The organism is Alkalihalophilus sp. As8PL (assembly GCF_040939795.1).
In the GTDB taxonomy this organism is placed as follows: Bacteria; Bacillota; Bacilli; order Bacillales; family Bacillaceae_D; genus Alkalihalophilus; species Alkalihalophilus lindianensis.
The window spans coordinates 2,328,749-2,346,941 of sequence record NZ_CP162551.1 but is presented as its reverse complement, the minus strand read 5'-3'; the positions used below and the strand labels follow the sequence as shown (position 1 = coordinate 2,346,941).

The following is an 18,193-nucleotide window of genomic DNA, read 5'->3' as shown; positions in this document are numbered from 1 at the left end:
CAATTTCATGATCCCTTGGTAGATAACGTCGATTCATGATATAATCCAGAAAAGAAATATTATGATGTTTGGTAAAAGTCGCTCCTTTTTTGATAGATATAATACTATCAAAAAGAGCGATATTTTCATGCGCAGAAAAAGGTTGCCTCTAGAGTTATTGATTAATGATCTTTTGGACAGCCTAGAGCTTAATAAGTACGTAACTGACATGAAAACCTATTCAGTTGAGGAGGCACCAAGTATGATCGGCAAGGTTGTAAAGATTGGAAAAAGAAAATCAAAAACTGCTTTCAATCTATTGAGGAAATTTATTGTAAGGCGAAGAAATAATAACGTTTTTTATTTGAATACGTTTGCTGATACTAACGAAGGGTTTACCCTCTCCGGAGAAATAAACTCCATTCCAAAGATAATAAAAAAGGCTCCAATTGAGCAACATTCTTACATGGAGATTCGTAGTATGGCTGATTCGAACATTACGTATACAACCCCTTTAAATTTAGATCTTCTTTCCGATGGAAAAAAGAGGAAATTAGAATTCAGCTGTTTACTTCCCCCAACAGGGTTAGTTGACTGGCAAAATTCGATTAAATGGGCATTGTATATTGTATTAAGTGATGGCAACAAGGAAACTCAATATCGTATGAAACCTGCAAAATCAATGTTACACTCTTTTATTATTCATTCTCATTTTAAAGATGGGCTTACATTTGAGCCATATGAGACAGTTGCAGGTAATCTTAGCATTAAAGTGCAACCAGTGTCAGCTCTTGATTCACTTTCAATATATCCACATTATTTAGAGGATGTACAGCTAACAAATAACGGCTATCATTTATCAGGCGTTGCATCTAAGGACTTACTCACAAAACTTCAGGTGGATGAATATGGTCTGCTACTCAAGAAAAGAAATGGGCATTTCACAAGGAAATTCCCCATAGCTTGGACACAAGAAAACACGTGGGAGACAAATGTAACATTTGAAGACATTCCAACAGATAACGGAATTTGGGATGCTTATTTCTTTATCGAGTCTGAAGGTATCATAAAAAAATACAGAATGAAAACCACGATAATTCTTCGCCTTAAAGATGCGATTCAATATAAGCAGGATGGTATAAAAGGAACACTATCCACGATGCCTTATACAACAAAAAAAGCTTCATTTTCTATTAAATTAAAGACTGAAACGATTAAATTATATCAGCTTAGTACAGTAAGAAACGAAAAAGAAATGATCATTAGTGGTTCTATACAGAATTGCGATCATTTGGAGAAGAATTATAATTTGGTATTCAGAGAAAGAAATTCTAATATCCGATCTGAATTTTCCTTGAAAGCCTGGGTAGACCCTGAACATCCAAAACGCATGTATTTTGAGGGTACAATTAATGAAACAATATTACTTCAGACGATTCAAGGAGGAAGATCGAGATATGATGTGTATCTTGCAGGAGAAAAAGATGGAGAATATCGAACTTTAAGAATTAGAACCGGATTAAACGAATTAAAAGAAAAAACAAAGAAAGAACATTTATCGGAGTACGGGTTTTTCCACTCTTATTTCTACTCAACGGTAAATAATCGACTATCTTTCGCCTACAAAGAACCTACTTTAATGAGAAATCTCTATGACTTTAAAATAAGTGAGGGCAAACTCAGTTTAAATGGTTTTGCTTACCTTGAAGGCCTGCAAAACGAGGAACCTAGTGACCAGATGATTTTCATTGTCGCAAAAAGCAGAGAAACAGAAGATGAAATAGTATTTTCGACAAAGCAGCGTCAAAGCTTAATTAAAAGAAAAGGTAGTGGCAAATGGTCAGATTTCACTACGGCTATTTCAATGAAGGATTTACTTCAGGTTTATAGTAATGGTAAAGATATTATTGACCTTTATGTTCGAATTGAAAGCCCAAAAATTACACGGGATCGGAAGCTTGGTAAAGAAACATTCACCTATTATAAAGATGAGATTCTAGATTCTCACCTTTTAAAAGGAACCTCTTCTTCCGTTGGATTTTATATGACCTACACTCCAAGAGGAAATCTTAAAATTGAAACATACGATTACAAGAATACACATTTAGAACAACTAGAAAAATTAAACACAGAATGGTCCCTTGATCGTGATCGTGAAATTTGGATTATTGGGGAAAGACCAGACACAGCTCAGGATACAGGATATCACTTCTTTAAGTATTGTCGAGAGAAGCATCCAGAGGTCGATGTTTATTATGCAATTGATCGAGAAGCTCAGGATGTTAAAAATATTAAACATTTAGGCAACGTGTTGTTTATAGGAAGCGATGAACATGTGGAGAAAAGTTTACAAGCAACTGCCTTTTTCGGCTCACATGATTTAGACTACCTACTACCATTTAAAGGTATATTAATGAAATCGTACCGTGAAGGTCTAAGGGTATTTTTGCAACATGGAGTACTTGGTAGAAAAAGTGTAGAATACCATAAAGAATATTATAAACATCCATTCCATATCTTCATTGTATCTTCTGTTGAAGAAAAAGAAATGGTTATGGATGTCATGGGATATAACGCTGAAGAAGTTAGAGTAACAGGCTTATCAAGATTTGATAATTTGCTTAAAAATCATCACCCTGAAAAGAAAATTCTTCTTATCCCGACATGGCGAGAGTGGTTAAATTCAGAAGAAGAGTTTTTAAGGTCTGATTATTACCACCGCTACCTAGCTATAATGAAGGACAATACTCTTCGTGATCTATTAGAGAAGAATAATATGTGGCTTGAGTTTTATCCTCATTACCGCATGCAGCCTTATATTCACGAATTCAAGAAGAATGAAAGTGATGCCATAAGAGTAATCCAATTAGGAGAGCAAAATGTACAGGACTTGCTGAAATCAAGTCAAATGATGATTACTGATTTCTCAAGTGTTTCCTTTGATTTCACTTACATGAGTAAGCCGGTCATTTATTATCACTTCGACCAAGAGAGCTTCTTTAAAAATGGAATCCTTAGACCACTAGATGAGACATTCCTTGGAGACATCGTTAATAACCAAGAAAGTCTCGTGGAATCAATCAAAAAATATATTGAGCGAGATTTTAAAGAAGAAGAATGGGTACAAAGTAAGAAGCCTAGTATCTTCACCTATACAGATCTAGACAATAACAAGAGAATTTTCGAACTGGCTCTGGATATGAAATCTCAACACAAAAAGATAAAAGAAGTGAATTAAAACAACAACTCATAAAGGGTGAGGCGTTCTAGCAACATTTGCGTCACCCCTTCTTTTTTTGCAAAAAAAAGCTGTCGTTAAAAAGTCATTTGGTTATGACCTTTTACGGCAGCCTTTTTATTGATTATAAAATTCAAATGTCTGCTTTAATCCAGATTGCACGGTTTCTTTTGGTATCCAACCCATTTTCCGTTGAGCTTTTTCATTTAATAAATAGCTGTGCTTAATATCTCCAGCTCTTTCATCGACCATTTCTTTTTGCAGGGTTCTACCAATCACTTCTTCAAATGCTGTAATGGTATCATTTAGAGTAGTGGCTACTCCTGTACTAATATTAAAAAAGTCATTAAAAGTTTCTTCACTTGCACGCATATTCGCTTCAACTACATCGCTAACATGGATAAAATCTCTCGTTTGTTCTCCGTTACCAAATACACAGAACCCTCTCTCACTTAGAGCACAATTTACTAGGATTGAAATAACTCCACCTTCCCCTTTAGGGTCTTGGTATTTACCATATACATTCGAATAGCGAAAGATCGTGTATGGAATTTGATACAGTTCATGATAAGCTCTAATATATTGTTCCGGTGTGTACTTGGAAATCCCATAAGTAGAAATCGGAGCTACTGGGTGATCTTCATCTATCCCTAGGTATACAGGTGTTCCGTATACAGCAGCAGATGAAGGATAAATTAAAGTTGCTCCTTTGTTCATACGGCAAGCTTCTAATATATTTATCGTCCCTAAGATATTCACATTCGCATCAAACGCCGGTTCTTTAATGGACCTCTGCACATCAATTTGGGCTGCATGGTGATTAATAACATCCGGTTTTTCTTTTTCGACAACCTTGAAAAATGCCTGATCTGTTATATCGACTTGATAAAAAGTCACTCGCTTATGTTCTAAAAGATGACCAAGCGGGGGATGTATATCAACAATGACAACATCATGGCCCTTTTTCAAATAGGCCTCTACTAGATTCATTCCGATAAAACCTGAACCACCTGTTACTAAGACTTTCATTATGTTCCCTTCCTTTGCACTACCCTTCTACCAAACGAATTATAGTGAAATCCAAGCTTTTCCATCACCTTCGGATCAAATATATTTCGTCCATCAATCACAACTGGGCATCTCATTATCCTTTTTACTTCTTTAAAATTAATCTCTTTAAACTCTTGCCACTCTGTTAAGAGGACTAATGCATCTGCATTGGTTAAAGCTTCCATGTATGAAGAAACGGTAGTAAGATTTTTTATATGCTTAATCATTTGGTTGTTCGCTATTGGATCATAACATATTATATCCGCTTCATCATCCTTTAAAAGTCTGATTAAGTCAAGAGACGGTGCAGATCTGATATCATCTGTATTTGGCTTGAAACTTAAACCTAAAAGAGCAATTCGTTTACCTTTAAGGGACTGATCTCCAAATGCCTGCTTTATTTTGTAAAACATCCTCGTACGTTGATTCATATTGACGCGATCGACCTCTGGCAAGATCTTAAGGGAATAACCTGCCTTTTCACCAATCGTGATCATTGCCTTCACATCCTTAGGAAAGCAAGATCCACCATAACCCACTCCTGCATGTAAGAAAGCCGAACCAATTCGATGGTCATACCCCATGCCTTCAGCTACCTTCGTCACATTTGCTCCAACGACCTCACATAAATTAGCTACTTCATTAATAAAGCTAATCTTCATTGCTAAAAAGGCATTAGAAGCGTATTTAATCATCTCAGCTGATTCGATATTTGTCACAACTTCACTTGTCTGAAAAGGTTGATGAAGTTCACTTAACGTGCGATAAGCTCCCTCTGACTCCACACCAAATACGACACGGTCCATATGAAACATATCATAAATAGCAGACCCTTCTCTCAAAAACTCTGGATTAGACGCAACTTGAATTGAATTAAGCCCTGATTCCTCTTGAATAATCGCTTTCACTTGTTTTCCAGTACCCACCGGAACGGTACTTTTAATGGCCACGATCTGGCCTTCTCTTATAAAGTAACCAATTTCTTTTGCCACCGCATAGACATAATGTAAATCTGCCTCGCCGTTTTCTTTTTCAGGAGTGCCTACTGCAATATAGATCACCTTTGCAGATTCCATACTCTTTTGTAAGTCGTTTGAGAAGGTAAGCTTTCCTTGATCCAAATTACTCCTCAACATATCACTTAAACCGGGCTCATAAATCGGACATTGGCCGTTTGATAACTGGCTTATTTTTTCGGTGTCTATGTCCACACATGAGACGTCATGTCCAATTTCGCTAAAACATACACCAGACACTAAACCAACATACCCTGTTCCTATTATAGATATTTTCATAGCTTTCTATTCCCCACTTTTATTGCTTGCTTCAATGATTGAATGGAGAAGTTGCATGACATCATCCTTCAATTCATCTCGCATTAAAGCAAATTCGAGTGTGGCTTGCACAAATCCTAATTTGTTTCCAATGTCATACCTTTTCCCTTTAAAAGGATAAGCATATAACTCTCTCTCATAAGTTAGTTGCTGCAGCGCATCGGTTAACTGAATTTCTCCACCACGCCCTGGCTCAATGCGCTCTAACACATCAAAAATATCTGGAGTTAAAATATACCTTCCCATAATCGCTAAATTAGAAGGCGCCTCATCTATTTCTGGCTTCTCTACTAAAGATCGGATTTGAAAAAGTTGGTTGTTTATTTTTTGTTCGAAATGATCAACGACACCATAATTGGATAACTCTTCACGTGTCACTTCTTGTACCCCAATAATCGGTGCTTGAACAGCCTCATATTCATTTAATAATTGCTTTAAACATGGCTCTTCTTTTGAAACAACAATATCATCTCCAAGCATCACGGCAAATGGAGAGTCGCCAACGAATTTACGTGCACACCAAATGGCATGACCTAATCCTCTAGGTTCTTTTTGACGAATATAATGAATATCAACCATCTCAGAAATTTTTCGGATTTCCGTCAGTTGATCATAGTTCCCCTTTTTCACAAGCGCTTCTTCTAACTCAAAGGAATAGTCAAAATGATCCTCGATTGCCCTCTTCCCTCGGCCCGTTACAATTATGATATCTTCAATTCCCGAGGTAACTGCTTCTTCAATAATGTACTGAATCGCTGGCCGGTCTAATACAGGCAACATTTCTTTTGGCTGTGCTTTTGTTGCTGGTAAAAATCTAGTTCCTAACCCGGCAGCGGGAATAATCGCTTTCTTAACACTCACACGCATCCCCTCCAAGAATAATCCTATTTCTACTCTACGTTATTCCAGGTTTTTTAGAACATGACGATTCCTTTTAGCTAATTCAATAAAGATAAAACAGATCAGGATTATCACCCAAAATCTCGGCGATGCAAAGTCCGAACGGTATAAAGATGTAATGCCAAGATGAAACCATAAAAGAAGAGCATACATATAATACCGATCATCGAATCTCTTCTTATATAGTGTCACTAGTATTTTAAGATATACAAGTAAAAAAGCTGCAAAACCAAAGATCCCATGTTCATATAATAAATCAATAAAGACATTATTAGAGGTCACACTTAATCTTCCTTGGTGATGTAAAAATTTTGTATCAGCCAAAAATTGATAACTGCCCGGTCCGAAACCAAACAAACTATTAATCCATGAGTAATCGAACAACCAAATAATGGGCATTACAAGCATATATAAACGACTATGGCGATGAAGATCAAATACCGTCTCAAACCGTCCGATAACAGGCATTAATAAATCCATGATAAACTCACGTGCAAATACAATAAGTAAGAGAGTGAGAATTCCACCATACATAAATATTAAATAACGTTTAGGTCTGCCTCCTTTTCCTTGAAAAAGAAACAAGATAATAAGCACTCCAACTAGCATGGCTACATTTACATACCCACTTAATGAGTAGGAGAACAATAGGACAACCATACATGGTAACGCTAACTCCCCTAGATAACGCCATTTATCTCGATACACAACAAAGCCGATGATTAATCCATCTATTAAAAGAGGTACGAGATAGCTCGGCTCATCTACAATGGATGTTAGACGAAAATTAAACATTACTTCAGAAGTTACACTATGTACAAAGGATCTTGTTGATAAATTAACCATCGGGAACCCGAATAAAAAATGACCTAATTGCCACAACCCCACCCATGCAATGACGATTACACTTAAAACATATGCTCTCGTTAAAAAAAGAAGTTGGTGAGTGGTGAATAAGCGAATAAGTTTCACACTAATCCAAAATACAAGCAAAATCAGACTGAGATTAATGACTCGTCGTGGCAGCGATTGAAAGAAGTATTGTTGATATTCGGCAGATAGAATCACTGTCAGGTTATAAGCTCCAGCCAAACTAGCTGTTAGGAGGGGCACTACAAATGCGACAAGCAACCAAAGTTCTTGATTAGATCGGTCAAAAGCTTGAAAAACCCTCGCTTCAGGACGGAATTTCATATAAATGACGAGTGCAAATAAAAAGCTTAAAGTCAAAATGACACTTGTAGGAACGACTGTTACATGCTGAAAAGCAGATGAGACGGAATAGGGAGAGAGAAAAAAGAAAATAAACCATACTAGTAAGATCCAGCGGTCACGTTGTGTAGTAGTTCCTATTGTCTCTCGCATTCAACCCCTCCTCTCCCTTCCTTAAAATAAATCACAATAAAAGTTAGGTTTGCCAATTCAATCTTTTTTTATAACTTGTGAAACGAGCTGGACCTTTGGTTAAGAAAGAGAAAAAAATGGATATACTGAAAAGGAAGTTCGTACCGAATCAAGATGCAATAATGGATAAAGGGGAGGCTCTTTTTGAAAAAAATACTTGTATTACTGACTTTGGCATTTCTCGTAGTTTTGATAGGGGGATGCGGTCAAGATACTTTAATCATTCGGACACCACTAGAAGGTGATAACTACCTTCGCAATAACATTAAAACAATGGATTGGACGACTTTTGAAGCGCTTCTTTCTGATGAACATTCCATTACAACTGAAGAATTCCACTTGTTAAAACATCTAGTTGACGTCCACCCAACTACAAAATATGTACTCTACCCAAACGAGTTATTTCGGTTCTCAGAAGATGAAGATTTGCTTTATGCACTCACTTGGGAAGAAGCAGGTTCATTAAGTAAGCTAAAGTCGATCTCTTTCCCTTAAGGAACTTTATATTGCCTCAACTCTCTTAATGCATGCTTATATAACGTAAGAGGTCGCTCTAAATGAGAGTATTTCTTCAAGAAAAAGTACGTTAACATCGAGAATCCTATAGGGGTATTAAACATTTTCTTTAATAAAGGTCCTTTACTGATTAATGCTTGTTCAGTTAGACGCGATTGGATAGTGGGCTTCTTGTGATACACAATAATCTCTGGTACATACCTCATCCTATAACCTGCTCGGTAAAGTTTTAGCAACAGAAGATTTTCTTCCCCACTTGGATACTTTGCACCTAATCCAAAATCTTCATCAAACTTCACTAAATTCATATTTAACTCTGATCGCTTAAAAAACATTTCAATCGACGATTTCTTGAATACGTCACGCCAACTTAGTCTCTTATCATGAACTGGATAGGTTTTGTAATACTGCTTTTCCTCAAAATCATAGATTTGAAAACAGAGAATTGGCTCATCTGAGTTTACAAAATGATTGCCGGCTTTTTCAAACGCACCCTGAGGATACCAACAGTCATCATCTGAAAAGGTTAAAATCTCCCCACTAGCTGAAAGCAGTCCTTGATTTCTCGCATAGGAAAGTCCACGCTTCTCTAGAGTTATATGCTTAGATGAGAAGGAAACGTTTCTTAACAGATCGGATACAGTTTGGTGATTTGCTTGTGAAACAACAATGACTTCAAATGATTGGCTCGATTGATATGCAAAGCTAGTGAAAAGTCGCTGCAATTCATTCGGCCGCTCACCAAGTGTAGGGATAATCACGCTAATCATCTCAGGCTCTCCTCCTTTGGTTAGTTAAGTAAAACTTCGTATTTTTGCACGCATTGATCAATTGTAAACTCGTTTGCTCTTTTCTTTAAGAGTGCTTCATTGCGTGGCAGCCCTAAAGTGTGAACCATCGCCTTAGCTAGCTTATTAGCATCTCTAACAGGTACAAGTTCACCGTAGATACCATTTTCTAATATTTCCGAAGGTCCACTTGGACAATTTGTCGATACAACTGGACAACCTACTGCTAATGCCTCTACTAGAACGTTTCCGAACCCTTCCCATCCTGAAGATAAGACAAATAACGAAGCTTGGCGCATATATGGGTAGGGATTTGTCTGAAACCCTACAAAATCAACCACAGACTCTATTTCTAATTGCCGACTAAGGGCACGAAGCTCTTCTTCTTCAGGTCCATCCCCTATAAATAGTAACCTTGTCGCAGGTTTATTATGAAAAACAGATTGAAAAGCTCTTAACAAAGTGGGGTAGTCTTTCTGTTTATGTAGACGTCCTACACTGACAATAACTGTTTTTTGTTCTTGAAACCAAGGGTGTGCAACGGGTTCCTCCGCTTTCTTAATCAACTTATCACTTACAACTGGATTGTAGATCACATGTATCTTTTCTTTTGGCACACCTGTGATCTCTTGAATATCGCTTGCTACCCCTTTAGATACAGCCACAATCTCATCCGCTTTTTGATACGTATATTTAACGTACGTCCGGATTCGTTTGAATTTCTTTGGTTCATGATGAACTTGCTCTGTTAAATTAACCCGACAACTAACAATTACTTTTGTACGGACTCGTGCTACTAATTTAGCCATGATTGCGATCACATTAATATAATCTTTTGCTGAAACAAGATAATTCGGTTTTTCTCTTCTTAAATACCGACAAAGCTCCAAAAAGCACGCACTCATCTTTTTTTTATTAAATGTCTGGACTCGGACCTCTGGTGGTACTTCATTTAGATAATCCCCTGTATAATTCACCACAATGAGATCAACTACATACCCTTTTTGCACAAAAGCTTCAGCCAGGTGTATTGTCATTCTCTCAACCCCGCCACCATCAAGGGAGTATAACAAGAATGCGATTTTCTTACTCATTTTATCCCTCCATTTATATCCGACTTACTTTGACTATATAGTTTCTTATTTGCCCAATCCCTAAGATCAAAAGCATTTACAACATAAGCGGCAATTCCGTACGTCAAAACCCCCAGTGTAACTTGATAAATGAGAGAGATCACTCCAAGATGATCACGAATCGGCCAAAGGCATAAACCCATAATGAGGCCAGCACTAACTATTTTGATTAAATCTCCGATTGGAATTGGTATAGGGTGTATTTGAATATGAACAAGCATCCAACTCAGTAAAATTGCAGTTACATATGAGGCAACCGTAGCAATTGCCGCCCCTTCTAGACCCATAACTGGGATCAATACAAAATTGAGTACGATATTTAATACCCCCGCTACGACGACTGGAATGACTTGTAATGATGTTTTCTTTTTTAAATAGAACATAATATCGATGCAATACAATTTGAAGCCTCGAAGAAGGGCGATGACTACTATATAAGGAATTAATAAACGAGCGGCTTGTCTATATTGTTCTCCCAGTAACAAGTAAACTAAATTATCACTAAGCAACCAAACACCTAAAGCAGCCGGAATTGAAATAAAGAAAATCAGGCTCGTATTTCGTTTAACTTGTTGATAAGATGCCTTTTCTCCTTTCTCTTCCATCACTTTCATGGCAATCGGCAAAGCCGCTAAATTAACGACCATCATCAGTGTGAAAATACTCTGCTCAATCAAATCATATGTGACAGAATACACCCCCGTAGCCGCAGTCGTCATTAGATACCCAATGATTAAGCGATCCGAATTGTGAATCACAACTGTCATCAATAACGTAAGCGTTAGTGGCAATCCGTACATTAGAAAGCTCTTAAACATAGTATGGTCAAAATCTGTTGTATTTAAATGAACCTTCCATATCTGAATGGTCGGACGTAAAAAGGTAAGCAATAAGGCAATTATTAATCCTATCAACAACCCAACAGCTCCAAAACCACTACTAATTAGCAATGTCCCTAGTACAATTCCTAAGGTTGCTCGAGTAAAGGAATAATACCCGTATGATTTCGGATTTAACTGAGCACGCATCAGTGAAAGATTGACTCCTCCCCATGATTGAAGCCAAGAAAGTAGTAAACAAAGCACCACGAGAGATAAAGAAATGTTCGGGAAAATAATAGCAGTCATAACTCCGATAATCGTTGTCAGCAAGACCAATCCAAGAAACGAAAGTTTTAATGTACTAAGAAATTTCGACTCCATCTTATACTGTGAATAATAGCGAAGGAGACTTAACTTAATCCATTCAAATACAACCGCATTAACAAGCGCTGTAATAGCGATTACCAAAGCATACACTCCATATTGTTCAGGTGATAGCAACCGTGTGAAAACAGCTATACTCAAAAATCCAATTAGTGCTGGAATACCATGTGAGAAAACATACATGAACGCATGCTTTGAAACCATAAAATCCCCCCTTCCTTCCCTGTCATCTATCGTACACATAAAAAAGCGATTCTAGTCTATTTTTAGACCAAAATCGCTTTGAAACCTTTTCTATTATCGATCATTCACAATTGCACCCTTTTTCGACTTATATAGGCTGCGTTCTAACTTCTCAGCTTGCCCCTCTGCTTGTGACTTATTCAATACTACGAGAACTGTACGGAATAATAACACAATATCAAGCCAGATCGAATAGTGGCGAATATAATATAAGTCAAACTTTAATTTACGCTCCGGGCTTGTAGTGTAATTACCTAAAACCTGCGCATAGCCAGTGATCCCTGGCTTCACTGAATTTCTGTAATAGAACCACTTATTTTCTTTTTCAAATTGCTTTGCAAAGAAATCACGTTCCGGTCTTGGACCCACCAAAGACATGTCTCCTCTTAATACGTTCAACAATTGAGGTAACTCATCAATGCGAGTACGTCTGATGAATGCCCCTATTTTCGTAATTCGTGCATCTTGACTTGTAGCAAGTGTAGGACCAGTCTTTGCTTCAGCATCCATAATCATTGAACGAAACTTCAAAATATGGAAGGGTCTTTGGTCCATGCCAACACGTTCTTGTTTAAAGAAGAACGGACCTCCATCTTCAAGCTTGATCAGGATTGCTGTTAACACCATTACTGGTAATGTTAAAAGCAATAAGATAAGAGAAACAGACACATCTAATGCACGTTTAAGTAAGGTCTGTGCATTACTTAAAGTAAATGGTTTAACTTGTAAGACCATTGTATCCCCTACTGTAGTGAAGGAAGTTTTCATAATGAATAAATCATTCGTATTCGGTATCATATAGACAAACTTCTTCTGTTTCATCGCAAAGTATAAAATGTCATTTTTCACTTCTTCATTTAAGCTTGAACCAATAAAAATGAAATTGAATGGTTGGATTTTAAGCTTCATCTGATTAAGAGGTTGATCAGGATTCAGCAATGTAACACCAGTATCTTTTGAGATCATTTTTGAACTGATAAGGTTACCTTGCATCATCTCAAATTCTTCCTCACATCCGATGAAAACAGCTTTATCCCTAAATTTCTTTGTGTTCATTCTTAGGAAAAAGCTTTTCCAGAAAAAGAGTGATCCAAAGATAAAGATATGCGCAAGTAATATAACCGAGCGCGGCAAGGCAAATTCTCGGAAAATAAAGGAAGCTGCAACCGTTAGTACCATGATACTTGCAGAAGCCACAATTAATTTTTTCACTAAATCTGATTGATTACGTTGAACGAGTCGGTCTAACTCAAATACGTATAAAAAACAGATACCAATTAATAAGATCCAAGGGATGATACTAATGAAGGCATCAATATTCCTTGCATCAATTGGTCTAAAGTGAGAAACAATATAAAAGGCTGCTGAGTATGAAATTAAAATGAATAAAACGTCTAGCAAAATGATTAGCAATCTCGCTGTTCGTTTTGGGATAATATTTTCCATATTCATAACTCCTAATTTTATAATAAATACCCCTAGCTAACTGAAGTACTAAGGGCATCCTCGCGAAAAATATACGATATATATTACAAATTAACCAATCTGTAATTCTTCTTTAATCTTACTCGTAGAAATTCCCGCTGTTCTTGGTAGATAAACCACTTCACAATAATCTTTTAAGAAGTCAAATTCACCTTCCCAATCATCACCCATAACAAAAACATCAACATTCCGATCAATGACATCTGAAACTTTTTGTTCCCAGTTCTCTTCTGAAATCACTTCATCTACATAACGAATCGCTTCTAAAATCATTTTACGATTTTCAAAGCTATGGTAAGATTTTTTATTCTTCAACTTATTAAAATCATCAGATGATATCGCAACGATCAAGTAGTCTCCAAGATCTTTTGCGCGTTTTAGTAGATTAATATGTCCCCAGTGTAGAAGATCAAAAGTACCATATGTGATTACTTTTTTCACATCGATTACCTCCTAAATTACTCAATCATACATATATAACGAATCAAATAGTAAGTTAGTTTCATTGTTGTTTAATTAAGTAGTATCATAATCTATTATTAAACTCATTGAATCATTATACCATAGCCCTAAAGAAAAGAAAGCCAAACTCATAATAACCGACATTTTCCTACAACTATGTGAAGATTGAGTGAAAGATAAGGAAAAGGAATCTCACCACAATCATGTAAGATTCCTTTTTGCAATTACTTTATCAGATCTTACACACAAAAAAGCATGCGCAGACGAGAGAACTCTCTTATGTGCACATGCTATTTCCCACATATACTTAGATGGATCTAGTCGTAATATATAATCGTACTAGCATCTTTAATGTAAGAATGACCAAAAAAACAACAATATAAAGGAAGATTACATTTATGCTCGTGAAGAATGTAAGCAACGTTAATAAAAGCAACGTTACATAAAAACCTGGTAATCCTAGTAAAAACCCAGCAAAATCGAAAACAATAGATTTTGAGCGAATCTTATTCATAGGATCTTGTTCATTTTCTTTTACTTTCGTCAGTTGATACGAAAGCGGCACGAGAAGAGAGAGAATAATGGCTGTTATTAAGCCGTATAAAATCAATGCTTCCCACACCGTAAAGAAAATTCGATCCGTCATCTGTAATAAGCAAAAAACAAATGAAAGGAAGATAGGGAGTTGAGTGGCTTGAATTAACAAATCAATAAAATAACCTTTTTTTGATGTATTCTTCGTAATTCTGGCCACTTCTCCGTCGACACAATCAAGTAAATAACCAATATTGTATGCAAAAAAAGCACAGATAAAAGCCCAAGGTGTTGAGATCATCATAAAAAATCCAGAAGATAGCATTCCAACAAAGCTCATCCAACTAATCGTATTAGGAGTCAGACGTAATTTGATAAAAAGTAGCGTAACAAAAATGGAAAGCCGTCTTAATACAAACCAAGACCACAAGTCTTCTTTATTACTATAACGTTGTGATTTCTCGCGGTATTCACGAATTTTGTCTGTATCGAATACCGTCGATGGAATCGTACCGTAAATTGACTTCATGTTGGTCTCCTTTATTTGAACAGTTTCTCTACAACACGCTTGGATGCTTCTCCGTCTTCCAAATAGCAATACGTCTTGTAAAATTCATTATATTTCTCTTCGTAGTGACTGATCCCATTCTTAAAGAACATGTTCATTTCTTTAATCACTTCATCTGTTGTACGTACAATTGGACCTGGAGCTTGTTGTTCCATATCAAAATAAAACCCGCGAATTTTATTTTGATATTTATCCATATCATACGTATAGAAAATAATTGGACGCTTTAGATTCGCATAATCAAAGAAAACCGAAGAATAGTCTGTAATCAATAAATCAGAAATGATGTATAACTCATTAATATCAAGATAGTTTGAGAAGTCATAAACAAAACCCTCATACCCGGTGAGATCCACCTTATCGGCTATAAATGAGTGTAACCTTAAAAGGAGTATACAATCAGAACCTAGTTCATTCTTCATTTTTTCTAAATCCAAAGCTAATTGAAATTTATACTTACCAACTTGTTGATATTCATCATCTCGCCAAGTTGGTGCATAAAGCACAATTTTTTTATCCAACGGTAGTTGTAGCTTTTTCTTAAGTGATTGTATATGCTCCCTGTTATCATACTTTAATAAGTAATCATTACGAGGGTAACCAGACTCGATCATTTCTTTTTGAAAATGAAATGCCCGTTTGAAAATATCAGAAGAGTAACGATTAGGAGAAATCAAATAATCCCAATGACTAGACTCATTATGAAAATTTTTAATATATGTCTCCCTCGTCGTCCCTGGCATATGCACCTCTTCCATATCAGCAACTAAGCGCTTCAATGGTGTACCGTGCCACGTTTGTAGATAGACTGTATGCTTAGGTTTTGGTACCCAATTCGGCATACGGCTATTCGTGACCCAAAATTCCGCACGAGCCATCATCATAAACCACTTTGGAGAGAGCCTCTCTACAACAGGAATACCTTCTTCCACAAATTGGCCCATTATCTTCTTATTAACACTCCAAACGAGGTCATAATCTTGATCTTTGTTTTCTGCCAAATATTCATAGATCGCTCTCGGATTACAGCTATATTGCTTGCCGGAAAAACTTTCAAACATGATTAACTTCTTTTTAACAGGTAACCATGAAAGTACTGTAAAGATCATCGTACAAAGCAAGCGAAAGAGGGAGCTTTTTTTTAGTTTTACAAGTAAGGTTTTCATCATTTAAGCACCTTTACTATTTGATTGATTCATTACGAAAGACTTCTTCAATGATTCTTTTTGATGCAGTCCCATCATCTAGATGACAGAATTCCTCAAAGAACGCCTCAAAGCGATCTTCAAACTGCTGTGATGTGTGATCAATTGATACAATGGCCTTGGTGATTTCCTCTGCCTCAAGTAAGATTGGACCAGGTGCCACTTCTGTAAAGTTGAAATAAAACCCTCGTAAAGTGTCTCTATATTTCTCTAAATCATAGGTAAAAAAGAGAATAGGGCGTTTGAGATTTGCAAAATCAAAAAACACAGACGAATAGTCTGTGATGAGAATATCAGAGACTAAATACATTTCAGCAATATCATCATAGCTTGATAAGTTATACACAAAACCCTCATAGCCATCTATGTTAAGGGAATCTGCAATCAGATAATGCATACGTAACACTAAAACATAGTCATCACCAAGTTGCTCACGCATGCCTTTTAGATCTAATTTAAGATCAAATTTATATTGTCCCTTTTTATGAAATTCATCATCGCGCCAAGTAGGTGCATATAAGATGATTTTTTTATCTTTGGGCAACCCCATTTTTTCTTTTAAGGAACTAATTTCACTCGGGTTATTTTTTTGATACAGAACATCATTACGTGGATACCCTACATCTAGAACTTCTTTTTTAAACTTAAAGGCTCTTTTGAATATATCTGTTGAATAATCGTTCGGTGAAACGAGGTAATCCCACTTCTGTGAGTCCAAATAGAAATTCCTCTTATAACGCTCCGTCGTTGTGCCAGGCATGCGGACTTCTTTCATATCAGCTGCTAATTTTTTTAGCGGTGTCCCGTGCCACGTTTGAAGGAAGACCGTCTCCGGACGTTTCGTGATGTAGTTTGGCATTCGGGCGTTGATTACCCAATACTTAGATGTAGCCAAATAGTAATAATACTTCCAGCTTAACCGTCTCACCTTTTTAGCGTTTCCTGGAATTTCTTTTTGTACATCATTAAGAATCCAAACAAACTCGTAAGGCTGACCTTGCGCGAGAAGTTCCTCATAAATGGCACGAGGATTATCTGAGTAACCCTTACCAGAAAAACTCTCAAAGACAATTCGGTTAGACTTTATAGGCCTCTTTTTAAACACAGAACGGTAAAGCTCTTTATATAAAGCTTGTCTACCTTTTAAAGCCTGTCGTAGCCTATGATAGGTTTGCCGTTGAGCTATGCGCTTCATTACTGTTCTTTTCAAGCCGCTTCTGATTGCTTTCATTTCTCTTTTCGTTAAAAAACCACAGTTCTCTATTGAATCTTTATCCAATAGATTTACGCACTCAACTAAGGAGTCAAACCACACATCCCAAAATTCAGGGTTATTAGTAAGATATGTTGACATGGTTTTATAATAATAGTTAATAAAGTCCACACTTAAGTAGGAATTGATAAAGGAATCTTCTCGAAATTCATTCATAAGATAGATGAACATAGAAAGATAATCAGGAATTTTAACATCATTTGTAAGATACCTCAAGCTAGGCCTATCAATAGGATCATAGCATTCGCCCCTGAAATACGTAGGAACTTGAAGATAAGGGATATGTTCAACATTTTGTATAGCTGGAATAAAGAAAGTTAGATCAGAATATACCATTAACTCTTCATGAAAAGAGAGACCTAGCCTCTCGACATGGTCTTTTCTCATTAATATATTCACGATCGACTTGCGCCGGAAAACTTTTGTCCGTATTTTTTCTTTTAGAAAACTAACACTAGCAGGTAATTCCTCCTCGTATCTAACCTCTTGATCTATAGGTGTCGGAGAAATCATCCCTACCAACAAAGGAGCTTGTCCAATATGCTTCACCATAAGTTCTAAAGTGTGGGGAGCAACATAGTCATCTGCATCTAAAAAGTATATAAATTCTCCTTTTGCTTTTTCTATTCCAGTATTCCTAGCCCAGGCAGCGCCTTTATTCTCCTCATAAAGATACACATGAATATGCTCATGCATTCTCTCAAACGCATTAAGGATCTCTCCACTACCATCTGTAGAGCCATCATCAATGATAATGACTTCAAATTGTTGATAAGTTTGATTAAGGAGAGATAGCAAACATCTCTCTAAGTAATCTTCTTTATTAAAATTCGTCACAATAACACTAATTCGATTCATATGGGAAGCACCTACACT

14 protein-coding genes are annotated in these 18,193 nt (G+C 36.5%); 2 read left to right on the top strand and 12 right to left on the bottom strand.

Translation table 11 applies throughout. The features are described 5' to 3' along the window. Nucleotides 1–241 precede the first annotated feature (241 nt). Nucleotides 242–3,217 (top strand): CDP-glycerol glycerophosphotransferase family protein, encoded by a 2,976-nt coding sequence (locus tag AB3N04_RS13335; protein WP_368503235.1) that lies wholly within the window; start codon nucleotides 242–244, stop codon nucleotides 3,215–3,217. A gap of 117 nt (nucleotides 3,218–3,334) precedes the next feature. On the opposite strand, the gene AB3N04_RS13330 is transcribed toward AB3N04_RS13335, so the two are convergent. Genes AB3N04_RS13330 through AB3N04_RS13315 form a run of 4 tightly spaced genes read right to left on the bottom strand, consistent with a single transcriptional unit; the run spans nucleotide 3,335 to nucleotide 7,866 of the window. Next, a complete protein-coding gene (locus AB3N04_RS13330; protein WP_368503234.1) occupies nucleotides 3,335–4,246 on the bottom strand; it encodes an NAD-dependent epimerase/dehydratase family protein in 912 nt (303 codons plus the stop codon). Next, the gene (locus AB3N04_RS13325) at nucleotides 4,246–5,562 is read right to left on the bottom strand and encodes a UDP-glucose/GDP-mannose dehydrogenase family protein (protein WP_368503233.1); all 1,317 of its coding nucleotides are present in this window, start codon (nucleotides 5,560–5,562) and stop codon (nucleotides 4,246–4,248) included. Before AB3N04_RS13325 ends, AB3N04_RS13330 begins: the two co-directional genes overlap by 1 nt. Before the next feature lie 6 nt (nucleotides 5,563–5,568). Next, nucleotides 5,569–6,462, bottom strand: a complete 894-nt coding sequence (gene galU, locus AB3N04_RS13320) for a UTP--glucose-1-phosphate uridylyltransferase GalU (protein WP_368503232.1) — start codon at nucleotides 6,460–6,462, stop codon at nucleotides 5,569–5,571. 39 nt (nucleotides 6,463–6,501) lie between these two features. Continuing rightward, nucleotides 6,502–7,866 (bottom strand): O-antigen ligase family protein, encoded by a 1,365-nt coding sequence (locus tag AB3N04_RS13315; protein WP_368503231.1) that lies wholly within the window; start codon nucleotides 7,864–7,866, stop codon nucleotides 6,502–6,504. A 183-nt stretch (nucleotides 7,867–8,049) separates the two neighbouring features. Here AB3N04_RS13315 and AB3N04_RS13310 point away from each other — a divergent pair, with 183 nt between their 5' ends. After that, the gene (locus AB3N04_RS13310; protein ID WP_368503230.1) at nucleotides 8,050–8,400 is read left to right on the top strand and encodes a lipoprotein; all 351 of its coding nucleotides are present in this window, start codon (nucleotides 8,050–8,052) and stop codon (nucleotides 8,398–8,400) included. On the opposite strand, the gene AB3N04_RS13305 is transcribed toward AB3N04_RS13310, so the two are convergent. The 8 genes from AB3N04_RS13305 to AB3N04_RS13270 all read right to left on the bottom strand — a co-directional run bounded on the left by AB3N04_RS13305 (nucleotide 8,397) and on the right by AB3N04_RS13270 (nucleotide 18,175). Further along, entirely contained in the window at nucleotides 8,397–9,191 is a 795-nt protein-coding gene (locus AB3N04_RS13305) for a glycosyltransferase family 2 protein (protein WP_368503229.1), read from the bottom strand. The genes AB3N04_RS13310 and AB3N04_RS13305 overlap by 4 nt on opposite strands. Before the next feature lie 20 nt (nucleotides 9,192–9,211). After that, a complete protein-coding gene (locus tag AB3N04_RS13300; protein WP_368503228.1) occupies nucleotides 9,212–10,303 on the bottom strand; it encodes a glycosyltransferase in 1,092 nt (363 codons plus the stop codon). Continuing rightward, nucleotides 10,300–11,751, bottom strand: a complete 1,452-nt coding sequence (locus tag AB3N04_RS13295) for an oligosaccharide flippase family protein (RefSeq protein WP_368503227.1) — start codon at nucleotides 11,749–11,751, stop codon at nucleotides 10,300–10,302. Before AB3N04_RS13295 ends, AB3N04_RS13300 begins: the two co-directional genes overlap by 4 nt. A gap of 93 nt (nucleotides 11,752–11,844) precedes the next feature. Then, entirely contained in the window at nucleotides 11,845–13,236 is a 1,392-nt protein-coding gene (locus tag AB3N04_RS13290; RefSeq protein WP_368503226.1) for a sugar transferase, read from the bottom strand. A gap of 90 nt (nucleotides 13,237–13,326) precedes the next feature. Continuing rightward, nucleotides 13,327–13,716, bottom strand: coding sequence for a glycerol-3-phosphate cytidylyltransferase (gene tagD, locus AB3N04_RS13285; protein WP_368503225.1), 390 nt, complete (start codon nucleotides 13,714–13,716; stop codon nucleotides 13,327–13,329). 328 nt (nucleotides 13,717–14,044) lie between these two features. After that, nucleotides 14,045–14,800, bottom strand: a complete 756-nt coding sequence (locus AB3N04_RS13280; protein WP_368503224.1) for a CDP-alcohol phosphatidyltransferase family protein — start codon at nucleotides 14,798–14,800, stop codon at nucleotides 14,045–14,047. 11 nt (nucleotides 14,801–14,811) lie between these two features. Next, a complete protein-coding gene (locus tag AB3N04_RS13275; protein ID WP_368506048.1) occupies nucleotides 14,812–15,948 on the bottom strand; it encodes a CDP-glycerol glycerophosphotransferase family protein in 1,137 nt (378 codons plus the stop codon). Nucleotides 15,949–16,021: 73 nt separating this feature from the next. Then, nucleotides 16,022–18,175, bottom strand: coding sequence for a CDP-glycerol glycerophosphotransferase family protein (locus AB3N04_RS13270; RefSeq protein WP_368503223.1), 2,154 nt, complete (start codon nucleotides 18,173–18,175; stop codon nucleotides 16,022–16,024). Nucleotides 18,176–18,193 lie beyond the last annotated feature (18 nt).